The organism is Rhizobium laguerreae, from assembly GCF_019778565.1.
In the GTDB taxonomy this organism is placed as follows: domain Bacteria; phylum Pseudomonadota; class Alphaproteobacteria; order Rhizobiales; family Rhizobiaceae; genus Rhizobium; species Rhizobium laguerreae.
In genome coordinates this window covers 216,748-236,490 of record NZ_JAAXQT010000011.1, presented here as the reverse complement: position 1 = coordinate 236,490, position 19,743 = coordinate 216,748, and the positions used below count along the sequence as shown (strand labels likewise).

Here is a 19,743-nt window from a genome sequence, read left to right as displayed (position 1 = left end):
GCCTTACTTCGAATATGTAACCTATCTCGGCGTAAGACGTAGAAACATGAAGTCTCTTCTACGTCCAATAGTTAGAGACGCAAGTATGGAGGCAATCGTCTTGGCAGCATATTCTGATGACAGTTTAGATCGCGAAAGCGTAGGTCATGAGAAAGCAATCAGCAGACAGAAGCCAAGATTCAGTTCTCAACCAAACGAGTTCTTTGGAATGTATTAATGTCCTTGGTGTTCGCATTTCGGCAGTTAATCTCAAGAGTGCCACCGGATTTATTCAAAAAGCGATCGAAGACGGCAGGAAGGAATATGTGTGCGTTCGCGACGCGCACGGCGTGGTCCGGTGTCAAGATGATCCCGAGCTCCGGTCGATACATAACCGGGCTTTCCTCGTAACACCCGACGGCATGCCGTTGGTATGGGCATTGAAGCGTGCCGGTCATGCGGAAAGCGACAGGGTCTATGGACCTGACCTGATGTTATCCGTTTTCGATGCCGGCAGCTCCAAGGGCTTGCGCCACTTCCTTTATGGCGCAACGGCCGAAACGCTCGAACAGCTGCAGGCGCGCCTTCTCGCAAAATTTCCGCAAGCTCGGATCGTCGGCTCCTATGCGCCACCTTTTCGCAAACTGTCGCCGCGGGAGGAAACGGAGATTGCTGACCAGCTCAATCGATCGGGCGCCGATATCATCTGGGTCGGGCTGAGCAGTCCAAAGCAGGAACTCTGGATGGCGCGCATGCGCGATCGTCTGGAAGCATCGATGCTCATCGGTGTCGGAGCCGCATTCGATTTCCACGCCGGCCTCAAGCGGCAGGCTCCAAGGATCATTCAAAGAAGCGGCTTCGAATGGGCGTTTCGTCTTTTATGCGAGCCGCGACGGCTGTGGCGGCGCTATGCGGTCGTCGTGCCGACGTTCATCTCACTGACGGCATTCCAGAGACTGGGGCTTCGAAAGTTTCCGATCGAAGACGCGGTTTTTGGAGCAAGCGCGCCAAAAGAAGCAGCTGCAAAGGTGTAAAGCCATCATGTCCTTATTTGCGTCGCCAGCAATGACACCGAGGCCGCCGAAGGCAGCCACCTCAAATGACATGACGTCGCGGGCGATTGCGGCAGGTTCCGTGCCGCCCATAGCAGCTAAGACCGCCGATCCCTTTGACCGGGCAGGGCTGTATATGCCCGTCGCACTCCGGAGTCGGCTTCCTCGGCTTGCAACCTCGTCCTTCCTAGTCGCCGGCGACATTGCAAGCTATTTGGTTGCCTACTTTGTTGTCCTGTCCTTTTTCCCCAGTGGTTTGGAGGGCACGCTGGCGGAGCGTACGTTCACGATCGCAGCATTCGCCGCGATTATTCTTTACACATCGGCCGGCCTCTATCCTGGGTATCGGTTGTATGACCATGAACATCTGCGGCGGCGCACTGTCGCTGGCGTCAAGGTGGCTGTCCTGGCGGCGTTTGGAGCAATTATCCTGCCGGAGGGGGAACGACTGCTGCTTGCCGTCATTGGGTTCCTCGCTCTCGGGCTGATTGTTCAGCCATTTGGGCATTGGCTTGCACGGAGCCTGTGCTGGAAACTTGGAATCTGGGGGGAGCGCGCGGTTGTCATGGGGGGAGGCGACCTTACTCCCGCTCTCGTGGAGCATTTCAAGAGCCACTGGCAGTATGGCATCAGGCCGGAGGCCATCTCCCTCGATAGTTTGGAGGCATTGCCCGATGGCGGGCCATCCATTGCCGTGATTGCGGGCGCCACAGGCGCGCTTGCATCCGATTTGGCGGCGATGCGTCGGAAGTTCGCCGAAGTTATTTTGCTGTCCGATACGCCGAGCCTCAAGGTAAGCGGATTGCGACCTGCGGATGTCGGCGGAGAGATCGGTATTCGCCTTATCAACAGTGGGAGTTCAATCAACTCGGACTTGGTTCGCCGGATCCTCGATCTCGCAATCGCCATCCCTGCATCGATTGTCGTCGCCCCATTCATCGCGTTTGCAGCGGCTGCAATCTATGCCATTGATCCAGGCCCCGTCTTCTTCTGGCACACCAGGGAGGGGCGGTCCGGCAAGCCGGTGCACGTCCTCAAATTGAGGACGATGTATCAGGATGCAGAGCAGCGCCTCGAAGCAGTCTTCCGAGATGACCCTAACATGCGCGCCGAGTGGTTGAGCCACTTCAAGCTCAAGGACGATCCGCGCGTCCTTCCGGTTATAGGTCATATGCTGCGCTCTTCGAGCATCGACGAGCTGCCGCAATTGGCAAACATCATTGCGGGGCAGATGGCCATCGTCGGACCGCGTCCGTTTCCAGAATATCACCTCTCAGCGATGGATAGCGAATTTCGTGACAAGCGGCGTTCGGTAACACCGGGGCTGACGGGCCTCTGGCAGATATCCGAACGAAGCAATGCGGACATCGAACTGCAGCAGCAACTTGACGAGTTCTACATCGACAACCGGTCCCTGTGGCTCGACTGCCAAATTCTTCTCAGCACAATCCCCGCGGTGTTCAAGCGCGGGGGAGCCTACTGACCATCCTCGCTTCCGCGAGGCAACCATCAACAACGGAGCATACCAATGCACGGACAAAAGCGAATTATGGTAACCGGCGGCACCGGGTTTCTGGGATCATTCCTGTGCGAAAGGCTTTTGCGAGAGGGCAATGACGTCCTCTGCGTGGACAATTATTACACCGGTTCGCGCGACAATGTGCTGCATCTTCTTGACGATCCTCGCTTTGAGATTCTTCGTCACGACATCACCTTCCCGCTTTATGTGGAGGTCGACGAGATTTACAACCTCGCCTGCCCGGCATCTCCGGTCCACTATCAATTCGATCCCGTGCAGACCGTGAAGACCAATGTGCACGGGGCCATCAATATGCTCGGCCTGGCCAAACGCACCAAGGCGAAGATCTTCCAGGCATCCACGAGCGAAGTTTATGGCGATCCGGCAGTCCACCCGCAGCCGGAGGAGTATCGGGGCAGCGTCAATCCCATAGGCCCGCGGGCATGTTATGACGAAGGCAAGCGGTGCGCAGAGACGCTGTTCTTCGACTATCATCGTCAATATGGCGTGGAAATTCGGGTGGCGCGGATCTTCAATACCTACGGTCCGCGCATGCAGACCAATGACGGCCGCGTCGTCTCCAATTTCATCGTTCAGGCGCTTCGAAACGAGCCGATCACCATCTTTGGCAACGGCAGGCAAACACGATCGTTCTGCTATGTGGACGACCTGATCGACGGCTTTATCCGTCTGATGGCGGCGCCCGCTGGGATTACAGGCCCCATCAATCTCGGCAACCCCGGAGAATTCCAGGTCCGTGAATTGGCAGAAATGGTGGTCGAAATGACCGGATCGAAGTCCGGCATCGTCTTCAAGGATCTGCCAGTTGACGATCCGACACAGCGCAAGCCCGATATCAGCCGCGCAACGCAACAACTCGGCTGGCAGCCGAAGGTGAACCTTCGTGAGGGGCTTGAGAGAACGATCGCTTATTTCGAGTGGAAGCTTTCCGGCGGTGTAAGGAACAGGCTTGGCACCGAGTCCTCGCAAGAGGCTTATCCGCATCTGGCGGCTGCGAACGTCGAACTCACTGCTCCTGAAGCCATTCGATAGGGACATGAATAGCACCGTTGATGATCGAAAACCGCGGCTCGTTTTTTTTCAATGGGACCATCAGCCCAATGCGAACGCGGCCGGTTACCTGCTGCTGCACATGCAGCAGCAGGTCAAATGCCTCGCAACACATTTCGATGTCGTCGTCATTAACCGCGACTGCGATTATGCAGAGATATGCGTCAGGTACGAGCCGGATCTGACGCTGTTTGAAAGTGGTTATCGGTCGCATGGCTCGCGTCGGATAAAAATCACAAACACCAATACCCATATCGCTATTCCGAAGCTTGGCCTTCATAACGCCGACGCATGGTGCGATCGACGCGCGGGCTTCCTTTCCGATATGGAGCAGTGGGGCATCGAGGCGTATTTCGCGATCGCAACGATGGCTCCGGAATATATGCCGGCGGTGAAGGAGAATCTGTTCGTCTGGCCAAATTTCATCGATCCCGAAGTCTACCACGACTATGGCCAGCAAAAGGTCATCCCGGCCATGCTCACAGGTCAGGCCTACGGCCTTTATCCCTGGCGACAGACGGTCTTTCCGATAATCCGCGACCGTTACCCCTGCCTGGTCTCGCCGCAACACGCCTATGAGAGCAAGCTAGCTTCCCAGCTCCTGTCTGGAGAGGCTTATGCGCGCGCGCTCAACGCGAGCCTCATCGTCCCCACATGCGGCACTATGGGCGGCGAGGTCGTGCGCAAGCATTTTGAGATTCCCGGGGCAAAGGCCTGTCTCGTGACGGAACGCACGGCAGCCGTGGAGGCAGCCGGCTTTGTCGACATGGAGAACTGTGTCTTTGTTGACGGGCGCAACGTCGTCGAGCGACTGGATTACCTTTTTGCCCATCCCGACGAAATACGGCGTATCACGACAGCAGGTTACAGTTTGATCCATGCGCGTCATACACTGATCCACAGGCCGCAAATATATCAGTGGTTCATGCTGAACAAGGGCCTGCAGTTCGGCGAAAAGATCATCCAGTCCGGCCCGTTCGGCGATCTTACAAAGGTCCCGCGGATCTCCAAGCAAGAGAGCATCCATATCGTGGGGGAAGCGAGCGATCGCGCTTTACTGAAGCAGGGCGACCTGCTTCTCGAGCAGGGCAGGGTGGAGGAGGCGAAGCACTGCTACGCACGCTGCCTGGATTATGTATCGTACCTCCCCGAAGCTAAATTCCGCCTTGCCATTTGTGCGTTGCAGGAGGGCGACGCCGAGCGCGCCTATGACCTTCTGGTGGACCTAGTCAAGGTGACCATGACCGAATATGGGGCACTCAACCCGGATCCGGTCGAGTGGGCGTACTTCCTTCTCGCTTTGATCTGCAGAGGCCAGTTTGAGCGGGCGCGGAGGCTGCAAGATTTCTATCCATCTCTATCCCACGACGAATTCAGGCGCGCGCGCCTCGTCATCGCGCAACTCGGTCGCTCAGGCGATGGGGTCGTCTCGGGACGGTATGGCAGCGATCGAAAAAGCATTCATCAGCTTCCCGATCGGAGCGATTCCGATTGGCTTGCATGGTTCTCCGATATTCTTGAGCGGTGTCAGCAGCCAGATCTTGCAAATGTTCTTCGTCACGCTCCCGTCGGCCGAAGCGGCGCCGGCGAGAAAGTAACATTTCTACACTTCAAACGTGATGCTGGTTGGCGTCTGCGACTATATTCAGGCGCCGATGGCCTGATGGTCAGACTGCGCCTGAATGGCCTGAGGCCGAATGTACCGCCGCTGCCTGAGTTCCGATACTTCTGGCATCTTGCGCGGCGTCTGGTCCCCCATTCGCGGAGAGGCCCGTTGCGCAGGATCCGAACGGCGCTTTCCAGGCTTCCAATAGGCACCGGCAATTAGCTGTGAGCGCACATGCAAACAGCCTCACCTGGAGAGGCGTGCATGACAAACTTCTCCGGTGAGGCTGAAGATGCAATCGGGGACTCGGTGGCGTATTTGTCGCGCAGCCACCGAGCATGTTTAGAGCGAGAATGCGCTCGTGATGCGATGCAAGATCTGATCGGTCGACCCCGTCAGCACAGGCTGTTTGTCGCAGAGCCGCCCGAAAGAAAAAGATCGTTGAGCTTGAACACGACTTCCGTTCTGTTCGTCGCTTTGACCTTTTTCATAATATTGCGGACATGCACCTTTACAGTGCTTTCTCGCAGGTTGAGCTCATAAGCGATAATTTTGTTTGCCTTTCCGCGTCGGAGCGCCTCCACGACTTCGACCTGACGATCCGTGAATATGCCGGAAAGCGGGCGTGCGGTCGAATTGCTCGAGTCCAGCAAGTGACGCATGGCGAACAGGGCGCTTGCAGGCACAAAAATTCCTCCTGCCACTGACAGCGCGATCAGCTCCATACAGACACTGACGCTGACCGAGGCGGGTATGAACCCTTTGGCTCCGTACTCAAGTGCCCTGACGATTTGACCGAAATCGTCGCTATCGGCCAATACGATGAGTGGCGTTGATGCGAATTCCGACGAAAGCTTCCGGATTTGCTCCGAAACCGTCGGTTCATCGATCTTTTTGCCGCCGACGTTCAAGAGGATTGCCGAAAGCGGAGGATATTCGTCGCGCTTCTGCTTCCACTCCTCAATTGACCCAAAAGCCAAAATCTGCAAATCCGCTTTTTGGGCAGCCATGCATTGCGCCAGGCATTGACGATCGAGCTCACGATTATCGAGAATGACAAGCGAATGCGTGTGTCTTCCCGGCGCGGCAGATGTGTTCGGATTATCTATCCTGAGGGGAAGAGCTACGTTCTCCTGCCTGAGGTCCAAATTCGGTATAAGTGCTGAATTCACAGCTTACCCTCCCCTAACACGTTACGCTCAACTAAGACCCGAGTACCAACCCCTCTCAATACGGGGGTTTAGGAAACTCTAAAGTAGGAATCGAATACCACAATTCGCCGAGCGTTACAGTAGCTAATATAGGCTAAGTACTACACAGATTCCATAAATGGATAAGATGTTGAAGATAAGCCTGAGTATAGACCTAGGTCTTACTGGAGAGCTTGCGGGATAGTCTCTGTTGTTGCGTCGCCGTTTGGCGATGAACCCCTAAATGCATGGAAACCATCGCTGTCTCCGACGTAAGCAGCCGACGAGTGCGGGGGGTAACCCCACCACCAATGATGGTCAGGGGCATAAACCGGGGCGTAAGTCGTCTTAAGTAGATACGCCTTTCGGCGGATAAGCTTAAACGTTTTGTTTCTTTACTCAGATGAAGAAAACAATTCTCTTTGGAATGGAGAGAAGTATTTCTCATGTTGGTGTGAAGCCTTGGACGCAATCGAACGACTATTTGTTTGACTGAAAATCGGGCCTGTTAGGAGTAGGGAGTTTGCAGGGATGATTGCATCAAACGTCAAGCTGGGTGAAGGCAGCGTCATCCACCATCGAGATCTTGTGAATCTCTACGGCTGCACGATCGGAGCAGGAACCCGCATCGGCACCTTCGTCGAGATTCAGAAGAACGTCATCGTCGGAGAAGACTGTAAGATCTCCAGCCATTCCTTCCTCTGTGAGGGCGTGACCCTGGAAGATGGCGTGTTCATAGGCCACGGGGTCATGTTTACGAACGACACCTACCCGCGCGCCGTCAATCGGGATGGCAGCCTGCAGACGGAGGCCGACTGGATTCTCATCCCCACGCTTGTCAAGCGCCTCGCATCGATCGGCAGCAACGCCACAATTCTGCCCGGCGTGACGATCGGAGAGGCTGCCCAGGTCGGAGCGGGAGCGGTTGTAACAAAGGATGTGCCGGATGGCGCCATCGTCGCGGGCGTTCCAGCCAGGGTTATCGGCCGTGTCAATGACGGGCCAGTCGACATGCACGCGTTGGAGGGAATGTGATGATCGGCATCGCTGTTGTTGGGTATGGATATTGGGGGCCGAACCTGGTTCGCAACATCTCGGAGGCAGCCGGAGCGCACCTCGTTTCTGTCTGTGATCTCAATGTTGACCGGTTGGCGGCTGTCAAAAGCCGCTACCCCGCCGTGACGATCACCGATGATTTCGAGGAAGTGCTGCGTGATCCAAGAGTGGATGCCATCGCTATCGCGACCCCGGTCTTCACCCATTTCAAGCTTGCAATGCAGGCTATGATGGCCGGAAAGCATGTCTTCGTCGAAAAGCCGATGGCATCGACGACGGAGGAAGCTTCGCGGATGGTCGAAGAGGCCACACGTCGACGCCTCGTGCTGGCGGTGGATCACACCTTCGTCCATACCGGCGCCGTTCGCAAGATGCGTGAACTGGTCGAGAACGGCTTGGGGGACATGTATTATTATGACTCGGTTCGGGTCAATCTGGGGCTCTTTCAGCATGATGTCAGCGTCATCTGGGACCTCGCGGTCCATGATCTCTCCATCCTGGACCATGTCGTGCAGGAAAGGCCGGTGGCTGTTTCAGCGACAGGCATGAGCCATGTACTCGGCGAGCCGGAAAACATCGCCTACCTGACGCTCTTCTTCGAAAGCAAGCTCATCGCACACATCCACGTCAATTGGCTGGCGCCGGTCAAGGTGCGCCGCACGCTGATCGGTGGCAGCAACAAGATGATCGTTTACGACGATCTGGAGCCCAGCGAAAAAATCAAGGTCTACGACAAGGGCATCACGTTGAACCCCAATTCTCAGGCTTACGGTGAGAAGGTGCATCAGATGATGGTCGGCTACCGCAGCGGCGACATGTGGGCGCCCAAGCTCGATATGACCGAAGCACTGAAACGCGAACTGGATCAGTTCGTCGAGTGCATCGAGCAGAATTCGCGGCCCATTACGGACGGCCATGCCGGCCTGCGCGTCGTTCGGATTCTGGAGGCAGCAAGCCGGTCGTTGGCCCAGCGCGGTCGCATCATCGAGCTCGAAGAGGCAAGGCGCATCGCATGATCCCGTTCCTGGACATTAAGGCACAATATCAATCAATCAAGGGTGAGATCGACGCCGCCGTGCTCGGCGTCCTCGCCTCGGGGCAGTACGTATTGGGCGACGAGGTCGCGCATTTCGAGCAGGAATTCGCAGATTATTGCAACGTCAAGCATGCGATAGCCGTCAACACCGGAACGAGTGCCTTGCATCTTGCCCTGCTTGCGGCGGGCGTTGGTCCCGGCGATGAGGTCATTACCGTGCCATTCACGTTCGTCGCAACCGTGTCGGCTATCTGCTACACGGGCGCACGGCCCGTGTTCGTCGATGTTGAGCCCGTGACACTCACGATGGATCCGGCGGAAGTCGAGGCAAAGATTACTCCCCGGACCAAGGCCATTGTTCCCGTCCATCTCTACGGTCAAATGGCCGATATGGACGCGATCAAGGCAATTGCCGAGCGCCACGGGATACCCGTCATCGAAGACGCCTGCCAGGCCCATGGCGCGCAATACAAAGGCCACCGCGCCGGCAGTATCGGCCTATCCGGCTGCTTCAGCTTCTATCCGGGCAAAAACCTCGGCGCCTGCGGCGAGGGGGGTATGGTCGTTACCAATGACGATGATCAGGCCAAGACGATGCGCATGCTGCGAGACTGGGGTCAGGAGCAGCGCTATCACCATCTGCTGAAGGGCTTTAACTATCGCATGGACGCCATTCAAGGCGCGATCCTGCGTGTCAAGCTCCGGCACCTTGAAGCCTGGACCGAGGCGCGTCGCACGCATGCGCGCCGCTACTCTTCGCTGCTTGCCGGGTCGACGGTTTTGACGACCCCTGTCGAAGCATCCGACCGGCGTCACGTCTATCATGTCTATGCCATAAGAAGCCGTGATCGCGATGGGCTTCAACGGCTGCTCAGCGCGGAAGGCATTCCGTCCGGGCTCCATTATCCCATCCCTGTTCATCTGCAGAAAGCCCATGCCGACCTTGGTTACCAGGCCGGGGATTTCCCACTCTCGGAAGCCGCGGCACGGGAGGTCCTCTCGCTGCCGATCTATCCAGAGATGCCTGTACGTCACGTTGACCTGGTGGTCGCCGCGCTGGAGTACGCCTATGTCAGTTAACCGCGCCGGCGAGGCTCGACTGGTGCAGGCGGTCCATGGTCGCCATGAAAGGCCGGCAGATCCTGGCTACCAAACTGGGTTGGTCGAAGAACTCAGACAATCATACGGGCGCGCTGGCCTGATAGACCTCTATGGTCGTTTCGCCACAGGCGACGGGGTCGTCGACACTCTGATGCGGAAAGCCATTTGGCAAGCGATCGCGCGGAGCTGCGGCACGGGACTGCAGGTTGCGGGCGGCGCCGGTTTCAAACATCCGGAAACGTTTGAAATCGGCAATGGCGTGTTCATCGGCGCTCAGGCCTATATCCAGGGCCGCTTCGACGGCACTTGCGTGATCGGCGACAATGTCTGGATCGGCCCGATGGCTTATTTCGACGCACGCGACCTGGTTATCGAGGATTGTGTCGGCTGGGGCCCTGGCGCCAAGGTGCTTGGCTCGACCCACACAGCACAGCCGGTGGATGTGCCGATCATTCGCACCGATCTCGAAATCAAGCCGGTCCGCATCGGCGCATGGGCCGATATTGGAACGAACGCAACGATTCTTCCCGGCGTGAGCATCGGAAAAGGGGCGATCGTCGGAGCGGGTGCAGTCGTTGTCTCCGATGTCGAACCGTTTTCAGTCGTGGCGGGTGTGCCGGCGAAGTTCATACGCTGGCGCACGGAAGCCGATCCTGTGCTGGATTTATCGCATGGAGGAAGATCGTGAGAAATCAACGGGTACTCATTACCGGCGGAGCCGGCCTGATCGGGTCGCATATCGCCGATCTCGTCGCATTGGAGAAGCCGCGGGAGATTATCATCCTCGACAACTTCGTGCGCGGACGCCGGGACAATCTCAGCACGGCAATAGGTGGCGGGTCCGTCAACATCATTGAAGGAGATATCCGTGACAGAGCCTTGTTGGCGAGAACCTTCGAGGGCGTGGACATCGTCTTTCACCAGGCGGCCATCCGCATCACGCAATGCGCGGAAGACCCACGCCTTGCTTTCGATGTGCTGGCCGAAGGCACGTTCAATGTTCTCGAAGCTGCCGTAAAGGCAGGCGTGTCGAAAGTCGTCGCTGCCTCTTCTGCCTCTGTGCTGGGTTTGGCCGAGAGCTTTCCGACCACCGAAGCGCATCATCCCTATAATAACAGGACGATCTACGGGGCGGCCAAGACGTTTAACGAGGGGCTGCTTCGCAGCTTTGCGGAGATGTACGGCCTGCGCTATGTGGCGCTGCGCTATTTCAACGTATACGGGCCGCGAATGGACGTTTACGGCGCCTATACCGAAGTGCTGATCCGCTGGATGGAGCGTCTGGCGACCGGAATGCCACCCCTCATCTATGGAGACGGCAGCCAGACGATGGACTTCGTCGATGCACGTGACATCGCCCGGGCCAACCTGCTGGCTGCGAAGAGCGATGTCACCGATGAAGTGTTCAACGTCGCGAGCGGCAGGGAAATAAGCCTCCTGGAACTCGCGCAGATGCTGAGCAGCATCATGGGGGTCTCACTCGAACCGCAGCACAAAGAAGCCCGCACGGTAAACGGCGTAACCCGTCGTCTTGCCGATATCAGCAAGGCCGAGAAACTCCTGGGCTTCAAAGCGGAAATATCGATGGAACAAGGGCTTCGCGACCTTGTCGCCTGGTGGAAGATGAAGACCGATGCGGCAGGAGGCCAAGCTGCATGAGCCCGTCGCTACCTGTAGTTCCAGTTGCCAAGCCCGTTCTCGGAGAGGAGGAGGCGGAGGCTGTCCGTCGCGTTATTCTATCAGGATGGGTGACGCAGGGGCCGGAAGTTGCCGCTTTCGAGAGTGAATTCGCTGCCTTTGTCGGCGCTGCACATGCCTGCGCCGTTTCAAACTGCACGACCGCACTGCATCTCGCCTTGATGGCGGTAGGTATCGGTGCCGGTGATGAAGTCATTACGGTCAGTCACTCGTTCATCGCAACCGCGAACGCCATCAGATACTGCGATGGCGTGCCTGTCTTTATCGACATCGAGGCGGACGGTTACAACATCGACCCTAGCCTGATTGAAAGGGCAATCACGTCCCGGACCAAGGCAATCCTGTGCGTTCATCAGCTCGGCATGCCTTGCGATCTTCGCCCTGTCGTTGAGATCGGGAAGCGCCTCTCGATACCGGTCATCGAGGATGCGGCGTGCGCAACGGGAAGCGAAATCCTTTGGGATGGAAATTGGGAAAAAATTGGCAAGTCGCATGGCGACATTGCCTGCTTCTCCTTCCACCCCCGTAAGGTCGTCACGACTGGTGATGGTGGCATGTTGACTACGGCCAATCCCGAGTATGACCGAAAATTTCGCCTCTGGCGCCAACATGGCATGAGCGTCACCGACGCCGTCCGTCACGGCTCGAGGCAGGTGATCTTTGAAGGCTATGATGAACTAGGCTACAACTACCGCATGACCGACCTTCAGGCGGCGGTCGGACGGGTGCAACTGCGGCGGCTGCCGGAGCTGATTGCGCAGCGCCGGCGGCTTGCCGAGCAGTATATAGAGCGCCTGTCCACGATCCCTGGGCTAACGCTGCCAATCGAGCCCGACTGGGCTCGCAGCAACTGGCAGAGCTTTTGTGTGAGATTGCCTGATGCTGTCGACCAAAGGGCGGTCATGCAAGCGATGCTCGATCAGGGGATATCCACCCGGCGCGGTGTGATGAACATCCATCTGGAGGGGGCCTATTCGGGCCAAAGTTCCCATCGTGCTGCCACAAGTCTGAAGCGAAGCGTGGCAGCGCAGCGGCAAACGATAATCCTACCGCTTTATGCTCAGATGACGGATCTCGACATCGTCAGGGTTGTCGAAGCACTTCGAAGCTCATTGGCTGAGGCGGCCAGCATACCCGCCGCCGTACAGCACGATCGGGACATCGCGCTTGTATGATTTCCTGATTGCGTGATGCAATCCTCGTTGTGCCGCAGGGCCTAATGCGCATCGCCTCGATGCGCATTTCTTGTTAGGCGAATTTCGCGATCCATCCTCTGATCACTGCGGGCATCACCTCGGGCGGAAGAAGCTGGATCAGCATGCGAAGCGAGTAGATCCCCGTCAGAGCTACGGCCAAGGCGCCGATCCCGATCGCCGGCCATAACGGCAAGACCCAAAACGCCAAGAATACCAACACCGATGCAGGCAGGAAAAGCAGCACGTGCCTGCGGTTGGCTGCGGATCCGCGGAAGCCGGTAAGCCGCCGCACGATCACGTAAATGAGGATGCTATGCCAGACGTAGAGGCCGAAAAACGCCATGCCGGCTCCTGGCGTACCGAACTTCGATACGAAGTGCCATGCCAGCCCTACATGCACGAGCGTGGCCGCCACCTCCGTCCAGAAGAAAATGGCTTGGGCACGCTTCGCCAAGATGATGAAACCCATCGGCCAGGCGATGATCCTGAGCATCATGCCAAGGCAGATCCAGCGCAAGAGATCCACCGCCCCATGAAACTCCGAAGAATAGAACAGGCTCATCATGAGCGGCGCCAGCGTCAACGTGGCGAGCAGACCAGGGCCGGCAAGAAGGATGCTGATTTCCATCTGTTCATTGACGAGGCGGTTGCATTCGGCGTGATTGTCCGCAGTTGTGGTCAGGCGCGGATAGAAGTCCGTTCCCATCGCCTGCAAAATGAAGCCGGCATAGAGACCGCCCAACCCCCAGGCCGCCTGATACAATCCTGCGGCCATCACGCCCCCGTCCTTTAATACGATGATGCGGATCGCATAGGCCGCGCCGAAGGTCAGAAGTCCGCTCGCCGTGAACACGGCGCCGAATCTCAGCAGAGGTGCCCACTCTTGACTAAATTGGCGAGCCGACATTCGCGGCGAGTGTGCGCCTATCCGTCTGCTGTACCACCAGGTGGAGAGTGTTGTGACGGCCGCAATCGCTACGACCGACGGTGCGATCGCCTGCGCGCCGAACAGGTAAATCAGCGGGACAGTGCTCACTGTGCTGAAAAAACCTACGAGCACATTGATGCGGGCAAGATTTGCAATGCCACGTAAGCCCTGGATCAACGCCGTCTGCCCGGACGACACTATCCGGAAAAATACAGCGAGCGAGAGCAGCGCGATGCCACCGGCGTGCTGGTAGTCGCCGAAGGTGAAATTCGAGACCGGAAATGCCAGCGCTGCAAGAAGGAGCGCGCCAAGCAGGCCGAGTATTATCGATATGCGTCTTAGCGCTTTCGCCGACTGTGCGATCCTCGCTTCGTCACCGGTACCGGCGGCCTCGGCGGCCTGGCGCACCCCGCTGCCGCCCAGTCCCAGACCAGCGGCCGTTTGCGCGATATCGACGATTGACTGGTAGAGGCCCATGAGCCCCACGCCTTCTGGCCCAAGCAGAACGGCCAGGGCCTTGTTACGAATGACGCTTAGAGCGACGTTCACGAGCGAGGAACCGCCCATCAGCATCGTCGACTTGAGGATCTGGGTATAAGTCTGCCCACTGGCTGGGATCATGCGCAAAGTCATCAATTGTCCTTGGCCGCTATGCTGTGGGGCGGGATCTCCGGCGCAATGTCGCCGACATGTTGCCCAACGCCGCTTCGGAGATACGCGGCACAGGCATTGCTGTTGAGGCAGGAAGCGAATTCAAGACCTGGTCGGGTTTATGGCAGCTAGTATCAAGAGCAATTTCTCTCGCGCAGGTAGTCGGAGCGCCTTGGCGCTGGTCAATCGTCCGCTGCGAGTTCGTTTGCAATACATGCTTTTCGCGGGTCACTGGCTTGCCTGACTGGCGCGTGTTTCAGTTTCACGCGGCAGGTCGGCGGGCGCGGCCTGAGACACGCGATCCGCAATGGGGGGTCGAACGACCCTCACAACATCACCTGGGATCAGTGCCGTTGTCTCCGAGGCCTGGAACTGCCTGATTTGGCCTTCGCTTCGCCGGCTCACCGTAAACGTCAGCGGGAGCGCCTCGTCGGTGATATTCGAGCTTCCCCCTGCCGCGAGGTCATCGAGAAGCAGTTTTTGCGTCATCTCGCGCTTCAATTTGAGCTGGTCGAGACTTGCCTGTTCCGACTGCAATTCGGAAGCGACTTCGCTTCGCCGCGTATCATAAAGCCCCTCAAGATTTCGCGTTGTCTCACTGATCGCCTGACGGCCCCGCATGATGGCGGTGACAAGGTCGAGCCGATCGGAGCGGTAGGTGGTGAGCAACCGTTCCAGATCCAATTGACGCGACGAAACGGTGAGGCCTTTCGAAACCAGTGTTTTGACGCTGGTCAGCTGGTCCTCGATCGATTTGATATTGTCCTCCGAGCCCTGCACCTTCTCGCCCAGCATGCCGACTTCACTATTCAAAAGATCACGCAATTCCGTGAGCGCCTTCGACTGCCTGTCCAGCGCATTTGCGCGAGCCTGAAAAATGACCCGTTCCTCGTTGTATATTCCCGCGGCGTATTGCTGATTGACGCCGAGCGTCTGATCGAAAATTATCTCCTTTGCCCCTGTCATCTCTGCTTGGAGCCGTGCTAATTTGGCAGTGCTGCGCAGCAGGGAGTGGTCGATTTCCCGCAGCTCGCCCGCGAGTTTGATCGTCTGCGATTGCTGCAGACTTGTGGCGCGGAACGGGCCGCCGCTCATTGCCAGGGATTGCAGGACGGTAAGTCCTGAGCGGAATTTGTACTGCCCAGGCGTGGTTACGTCTCCGACGACATAGATTGGCGGGTATTCGAGAATTTCGATCGTGACTGCGGGTGGCTGAACCAATCCGATTTTTTCTTGCAGACGCTTGGCAATCTCGTTCGTGAGGCTGGTGTTATCGCGATTGCCGACGGAAACGGATCCAAGAAAGGGCAAAAAGACAGCGCCTTCATCCGAGACGGTATATTCACCGCCAAGCGCATCCCATCTTTCATATTGGCCTTTGGACTGCATCCATTGGACAATCGTCAGACGGATTTTCGTCTGCGGAGCAAAAGCAGTGTCATCGGCGAGAGCCGGCGGCACAGCTCCGGCAAGAAAGACGAGTGTACTGATGACAAGCGTCGCCGGAAAGAACACGTTAAGAACGCGATACGATAGCTTCATTTACATGTCCAGCCTGCAAAAGCGTCCTCAAACGGACACCGGTTCAATGCCTTAGGCGCTACGCGGGCATCGGGCGCCAGGTCCGAAGCCGCAATGCCAGTGTGCAATCTGGCGAAGCCTTGAGGAAGGTGGCGGTTGTTTGCATCGCCCTATCATTATTGATGAGGTGGGGGAGGGGGCTTAGCCTAAACCGAGTAGGAACATATACCTTCGGCGCGGTACAGTGGCATCGGCCCGAGAAACCACGAGGTCATGCGCGCAGGAAGAGGCGCGCTAAAGCATGTCGCGCAAAAGTGTGCAACGGTTTTGCGCTAACGACATGCGTAAAAGTAAAGTTCTAAAGCGCGACGCGCTTTAGCCGCGAAGGACAGCGATCCCTCGCCGCAGAGCCGTCGTGTTTGGATCGTTGATTTTGCAAGTCGATGATATTGACCGGCGTCGTCGCCTTATCAGTCGGCGCAAAGAAAAAGGCCTCCAAACGAACACCTTGCGTGTCTCGCCCATCACGTCGTCCATGCCAACACTGCGGTTTGCCCAAAGGATGCCGCCTGTAGAGCAAAAGGCGTAGGACCTACTCGCTTATTTTTGGGCTATCATTCAGGGCTTCGTAGCAAACGATCCCCGTAGATTCGATTCCGACAATCTCGCGAGAGAAGGCCACGCCATGTATCGCAACGCTCGCCGGTGGACATCACGCTCACTCCTGCTGGATTCGTTGGTTCCCCGATGGTTGACCGTCGGCGGAAAGGGAAGGCCTCGCAAGCCTGCCGATAAGCGCGAGGATAGTGCTCAACTTGCGACATCCGTGCAAACGGCGGATGGAAACAAGCATGATGGTACGCTTGTCGACAATCCCCACAACAACGCGGCGCTCAATGAGCATGATGTTGGACAGAGTGCGGGCGTGATCGGCGACGCGGACAGTGGGGTGGATATCAGCCACCCAGCGCCGTCCTTGCCTGCCCTGCCTGACGCTTTCGCAGCAAATCGCGAGACCGGGGTTCAAAGCGGGAACACTGCCGCGTCTCGGTTGTTCGCCCACACGCCTGGTTTTGCAGGTTTCGAGCGGGATGCGCACGGCGTTGCATTCGGGGCGCAATCGTCCCTTTATCGCAGCTACGCTGGAATGAGCCTCATAGGCGACGATCCTTTGACTCCGTATTTGCCGCAAAGCCCTGCACCGAGAGTTTCGGGAGAAGGATCTGCCGCGGTGACGGGCGAGCGTGCTCACTCGGGCAATGTCGTCATTCTCGAATCGAGCCCGTCAGCGCAGGCGACTGCGCATCAGACTGGCGCGGATTCACTGGCGTTTGGCATGCCCTTTGGTGTGTGCGGATGCGGTTACTTTACCTCCCCCACGCGGATTCTCGATTGGGCCCACGGCGGCGCCGTGCTTCAACAGGACGGTCAATTGCCGGGAACCAGGCTGACCGAGGGGCCGGACTTTGTATCGACGATCAAGCGGGCCATCGGCGCCTCGACCAGCGACCCGCTTCTCGATCGTAACCTGTCCCCTCTCTCGGGCTGGCGCGGGACCGCAACGTGGACGGCGGATTCGACGATCTTGAACGGATCGTTGCCAGGAGGCGGAGAAATCGGAACGGGCACCGCCACCAAGGGTATCGGCACTCTTTCCGGCTCGGTGACGACGCCACCTTCTACGCAGCGATCGTTGACGACGCAAAATCTGGCGGCCGCGGCTGCGGCCAACAACCTGATCGTGCTGGAAAACCAGAAGCAGGGTAACCCGGAGAGCGAGTGGGGCATCGACGGCGCCGGCAGCTCCAACATCGAAGGGTTTGCGACCGACATCAGCGTCGACAACGGCAAGACCATCAGCTTCAAGATCAATACCAATTCCACCAACTACCGGATCGATATCTACCGGCTCGGCTATTATGGCGGCATGGGCGCCCGCAAGGTCGACACCATTCAGCATACCGGATTGCAGACTCAGCCAAATCCGTTGCGCAACGCCTCGACCGGCACGGTGGATGCCGGCAACTGGGCTGTGTCGGCCTCATGGACCGCACCGGAGGACGCCGTATCGGGCGTCTATATCGCCAAGCTCGTGCGTCAGGATGGCACCTCCGGGCAAAATCATATCCCGTTCATCGTGCGCGACGACGACAGCCAAAGCGACATCGTCTTCCAGACGGCAGACCAGACCTGGCAAGCTTACAACGGTTGGGGTGGGGCAAACCTCTATGGCGGCAACGGCCCGGCGACGGGGCAGGGTGCGGGTCGCGCCTATGCGGTCAGCTACAACAGACCGATCGCGACCCGTGGCGGGGTTGGCACTTTTGCCGGTCCGCAGGATTATCTGTTCGGCGCCGAATATGCGGGCATCTATTGGCTGGAACAGAACGGCTATGACGTCTCCTACCTGTCGGGTGTCGACGCCGACCGCTATGGCAGCCTGTTGCTCAATCACAAGACCTATATTGATGCCGGGCACGACGAATACTGGTCTGGACAGCAGAGGACGAACGTCGAAGCCGCGCGCGATGCGGGCGTCAACCTGATGTTCTGGAGCGGTAACGAGGTCTATTGGCGCACCCGTTGGGGCAATGCCTATAGCGCCGACGGTACGCCTTATCGCACGCTGATCTCCTACAAGGAGACATTTTCGCCCACCGCGAGCATCGACCCTTCCAACGAATGGACAGGCACATTCCGTGATCCGCGCCTCAGCCCACCCGCCGTCGGCGGCGGAAACCCGGAAAACTCACTGACCGGACAGTTGTTCAAGGTCGACGATGTCGGCAGCAATCTCCAGGCGATCACTATTCCCTATGACGACGCCAACCTGCGCTTCTGGCGCAATACCAGCGTTGCCAATCTTCAGCCTGGCCAGACGGCAACGCTCACCAAGAACTATCTTGGTTACGAATGGGACGAAGCGGTCGATAACGGCTTCGATCCAGCCGGTCTTGTCAAGCTATCGTCGACGACGCTTCCGGTCAGCACCTACTTGCTCGACTACGGAAACACGACCGGCAATGCGACCTCGACCCACAATCTGACGCTCTATCGTGCGCCGAGCGGTGCATTGGTGTTCGGCGCCGGTACCGTCTACTGGACATGGGGCTTGAGCGACAATCACGATAATCAGGCGACCCCCACTGATCCCCGCGTGCAGCAGGCAATGGTCAATCTGCTTGCCGACATGGGCATTCAGCCGGGAACACTACAATCCGGACTCGTTGCCGCAACCGGTTCCACGGACAATGTTGCACCGACCTCCATCATCACCGTACCCGCGACGGCGGCCGTTGGATCCACCGTGACGATTACAGGCACCGCTGCCGACACGGGCGGCGGAGTCGTCGCCGGTGTCGAGGTTTCCACCGACAACGGGGCGAGCTGGCATCCGGCGACGGGTGATGAGAATTGGACTTATTCCTGGTCGCCGCAGGTCGCCGGTAGCTACACCATCCGCTCCCGCGCCGTTGACGATAATATCAACCTCGAAACGCCCTCGTCCGGGCGCACGGTCACCGTGAGCGGACCGAGTTACACATCTCTCTTCGGTTCGGCAACGCCAGCGGTCGTCAACACCGACGATACCTCGGCTGTTGAACTCGGGGTCAAATTCCAGACCTCTGCGGCTGGCACCATCACCGGCATTCGTTTCTACAAGGGCAGTCAGGATACGGGCACGCATACCGGTTCATTATGGTCGAGCACCGGTACACGGCTTGCGACCCTCACCTTCACCAACGAGACCGCCAGCGGCTGGCAGACCGCCTATTTCACCAGCCCGGTGGCATTGACGGCCGGACAAACCTACACTGCGTCTTACCACACGAATACCGGTCACTATTCGACAACCGCCGACTATTTCATCTCCAATGTGACGAGCGGGCCGCTAACGGCGCCGGCCACCGGCAACGGCGTGTACACTTATGGCAGCGCCAGCCTGTACCCCACAAGCACCTTCCGGTCGACGAACTACTGGGTCGATGTGATGTTCAATCCGTCGACCTCCAACACGACGCCGACGGCAGTTGCCGATGCGGGGAATGCGACCGAGAAGGGTGGCGTGGCCAATGGTTCGGGCGGTGTGGTTGCCAGCGGCAACGTGCTGACCAACGACACCGATGCGGATGCCGGTG

General features: G+C 58.0%; 14 protein-coding genes. 11 read left to right on the top strand and 3 right to left on the bottom strand.

The annotated features are described in order from the left end of the window. The first annotated feature begins 146 nt into the window (after positions 1 to 146). The 4 genes from HFO71_RS29570 to HFO71_RS29555 are packed head-to-tail and all read left to right on the top strand — an operon-like array spanning position 147 to position 5,449. A complete protein-coding gene (locus HFO71_RS29570) occupies positions 147 to 1,013 on the top strand; it encodes a WecB/TagA/CpsF family glycosyltransferase (RefSeq protein ID WP_221988792.1) in 867 nt (288 codons plus the stop codon). A 7-nt stretch (positions 1,014 to 1,020) separates the two neighbouring features. Continuing rightward, positions 1,021 to 2,514: a sugar transferase gene (locus HFO71_RS29565; protein ID WP_221988791.1), complete on the top strand. Its 1,494-nt coding sequence runs from the start codon at positions 1,021 to 1,023 to the stop codon at positions 2,512 to 2,514. 45 nt (positions 2,515 to 2,559) lie between these two features. Next, a complete protein-coding gene (locus HFO71_RS29560; protein ID WP_221988790.1) occupies positions 2,560 to 3,603 on the top strand; it encodes a UDP-glucuronic acid decarboxylase family protein in 1,044 nt (347 codons plus the stop codon). A 4-nt stretch (positions 3,604 to 3,607) separates the two neighbouring features. Then, positions 3,608 to 5,449 carry a glycosyltransferase family protein gene (locus HFO71_RS29555; protein ID WP_221988789.1) on the top strand — a complete coding sequence of 614 codons (1,842 nt, stop codon included), beginning with the start codon at positions 3,608 to 3,610 and terminating at the stop codon, positions 5,447 to 5,449. A 173-nt stretch (positions 5,450 to 5,622) separates the two neighbouring features. Here HFO71_RS29555 and HFO71_RS29550 read toward each other — a convergent pair whose 3' ends face one another. Then, positions 5,623 to 6,399 (bottom strand): response regulator transcription factor, encoded by a 777-nt coding sequence (locus tag HFO71_RS29550; protein ID WP_025398418.1) that lies wholly within the window; start codon positions 6,397 to 6,399, stop codon positions 5,623 to 5,625. 549 nt (positions 6,400 to 6,948) lie between these two features. Between HFO71_RS29550 and HFO71_RS29545 the strand changes: the two genes are divergently transcribed. Genes HFO71_RS29545 through HFO71_RS29520 form a run of 6 tightly spaced genes read left to right on the top strand, consistent with a single transcriptional unit; the run spans position 6,949 to position 12,483 of the window. Further along, positions 6,949 to 7,452, top strand: coding sequence for an acyltransferase (locus HFO71_RS29545; protein ID WP_025398417.1), 504 nt, complete (start codon positions 6,949 to 6,951; stop codon positions 7,450 to 7,452). Further along, entirely contained in the window at positions 7,452 to 8,489 is a 1,038-nt protein-coding gene (locus HFO71_RS29540; protein WP_017957535.1) for a Gfo/Idh/MocA family protein, read from the top strand. The genes HFO71_RS29545 and HFO71_RS29540 overlap by 1 nt, the downstream gene beginning before the upstream one ends. Then, complete coding sequence (locus HFO71_RS29535) at positions 8,486 to 9,589, top strand: DegT/DnrJ/EryC1/StrS family aminotransferase (protein WP_077979675.1); 1,104 nt, start codon at positions 8,486 to 8,488, stop codon at positions 9,587 to 9,589. Before HFO71_RS29540 ends, HFO71_RS29535 begins: the two co-directional genes overlap by 4 nt. Further along, entirely contained in the window at positions 9,579 to 10,298 is a 720-nt protein-coding gene (locus HFO71_RS29530; RefSeq protein WP_077979674.1) for an acyltransferase, read from the top strand. Before HFO71_RS29535 ends, HFO71_RS29530 begins: the two co-directional genes overlap by 11 nt. Next, complete coding sequence (locus HFO71_RS29525; protein ID WP_131641732.1) at positions 10,295 to 11,269, top strand: NAD-dependent epimerase/dehydratase family protein; 975 nt, start codon at positions 10,295 to 10,297, stop codon at positions 11,267 to 11,269. The genes HFO71_RS29530 and HFO71_RS29525 overlap by 4 nt, the downstream gene beginning before the upstream one ends. Beyond that, entirely contained in the window at positions 11,266 to 12,483 is a 1,218-nt protein-coding gene (locus HFO71_RS29520) for a DegT/DnrJ/EryC1/StrS family aminotransferase (RefSeq protein WP_168259925.1), read from the top strand. Before HFO71_RS29525 ends, HFO71_RS29520 begins: the two co-directional genes overlap by 4 nt. A gap of 73 nt (positions 12,484 to 12,556) precedes the next feature. On the opposite strand, the gene HFO71_RS29515 is transcribed toward HFO71_RS29520, so the two are convergent. Together HFO71_RS29515 and HFO71_RS29510 are read right to left on the bottom strand one after the other, a co-directional pair. Then, a complete protein-coding gene (locus HFO71_RS29515; RefSeq protein WP_221988788.1) occupies positions 12,557 to 14,065 on the bottom strand; it encodes an O-antigen translocase in 1,509 nt (502 codons plus the stop codon). Between the two features lie 246 nt (positions 14,066 to 14,311). After that, the gene (locus HFO71_RS29510) at positions 14,312 to 15,625 is read right to left on the bottom strand and encodes a polysaccharide biosynthesis/export family protein (RefSeq protein ID WP_017957529.1); all 1,314 of its coding nucleotides are present in this window, start codon (positions 15,623 to 15,625) and stop codon (positions 14,312 to 14,314) included. 664 nt (positions 15,626 to 16,289) lie between these two features. Here HFO71_RS29510 and HFO71_RS29505 point away from each other — a divergent pair. Further along, positions 16,290 to 19,743, top strand: a 3,454-nt coding sequence (locus HFO71_RS29505) for a DUF4082 domain-containing protein (protein ID WP_221988787.1), incomplete at its 3' end; no start/stop codon positions are given.

Bases quoted from the DNA above. Each gene is read 5' to 3' on its own strand.
- HFO71_RS29570 (WP_221988792.1), top strand. From the start codon at position 147: ATGAGAAAGCAATCAGCAGACAGAAGCCAAGATTCAGTTCTCAACCAA.
- HFO71_RS29565 (WP_221988791.1), top strand. From the start codon at position 1,021: ATGTCCTTATTTGCGTCGCCAGCAATGACACCGAGGCCGCCGAAGGCA.
- HFO71_RS29560 (WP_221988790.1), top strand. From the start codon at position 2,560: ATGCACGGACAAAAGCGAATTATGGTAACCGGCGGCACCGGGTTTCTG.
- HFO71_RS29555 (WP_221988789.1), top strand. From the start codon at position 3,608: ATGAATAGCACCGTTGATGATCGAAAACCGCGGCTCGTTTTTTTTCAA.
- HFO71_RS29545 (WP_025398417.1), top strand. From the start codon at position 6,949: ATGATTGCATCAAACGTCAAGCTGGGTGAAGGCAGCGTCATCCACCAT.
- HFO71_RS29540 (WP_017957535.1), top strand. From the start codon at position 7,452: ATGATCGGCATCGCTGTTGTTGGGTATGGATATTGGGGGCCGAACCTG.
- HFO71_RS29535 (WP_077979675.1), top strand. From the start codon at position 8,486: ATGATCCCGTTCCTGGACATTAAGGCACAATATCAATCAATCAAGGGT.
- HFO71_RS29530 (WP_077979674.1), top strand. From the start codon at position 9,579: ATGTCAGTTAACCGCGCCGGCGAGGCTCGACTGGTGCAGGCGGTCCAT.
- HFO71_RS29520 (WP_168259925.1), top strand. From the start codon at position 11,266: ATGAGCCCGTCGCTACCTGTAGTTCCAGTTGCCAAGCCCGTTCTCGGA.
- HFO71_RS29515 (WP_221988788.1), bottom strand. From the start codon at position 14,065: ATGACTTTGCGCATGATCCCAGCCAGTGGGCAGACTTATACCCAGATC.
- HFO71_RS29510 (WP_017957529.1), bottom strand. From the start codon at position 15,625: ATGAAGCTATCGTATCGCGTTCTTAACGTGTTCTTTCCGGCGACGCTT.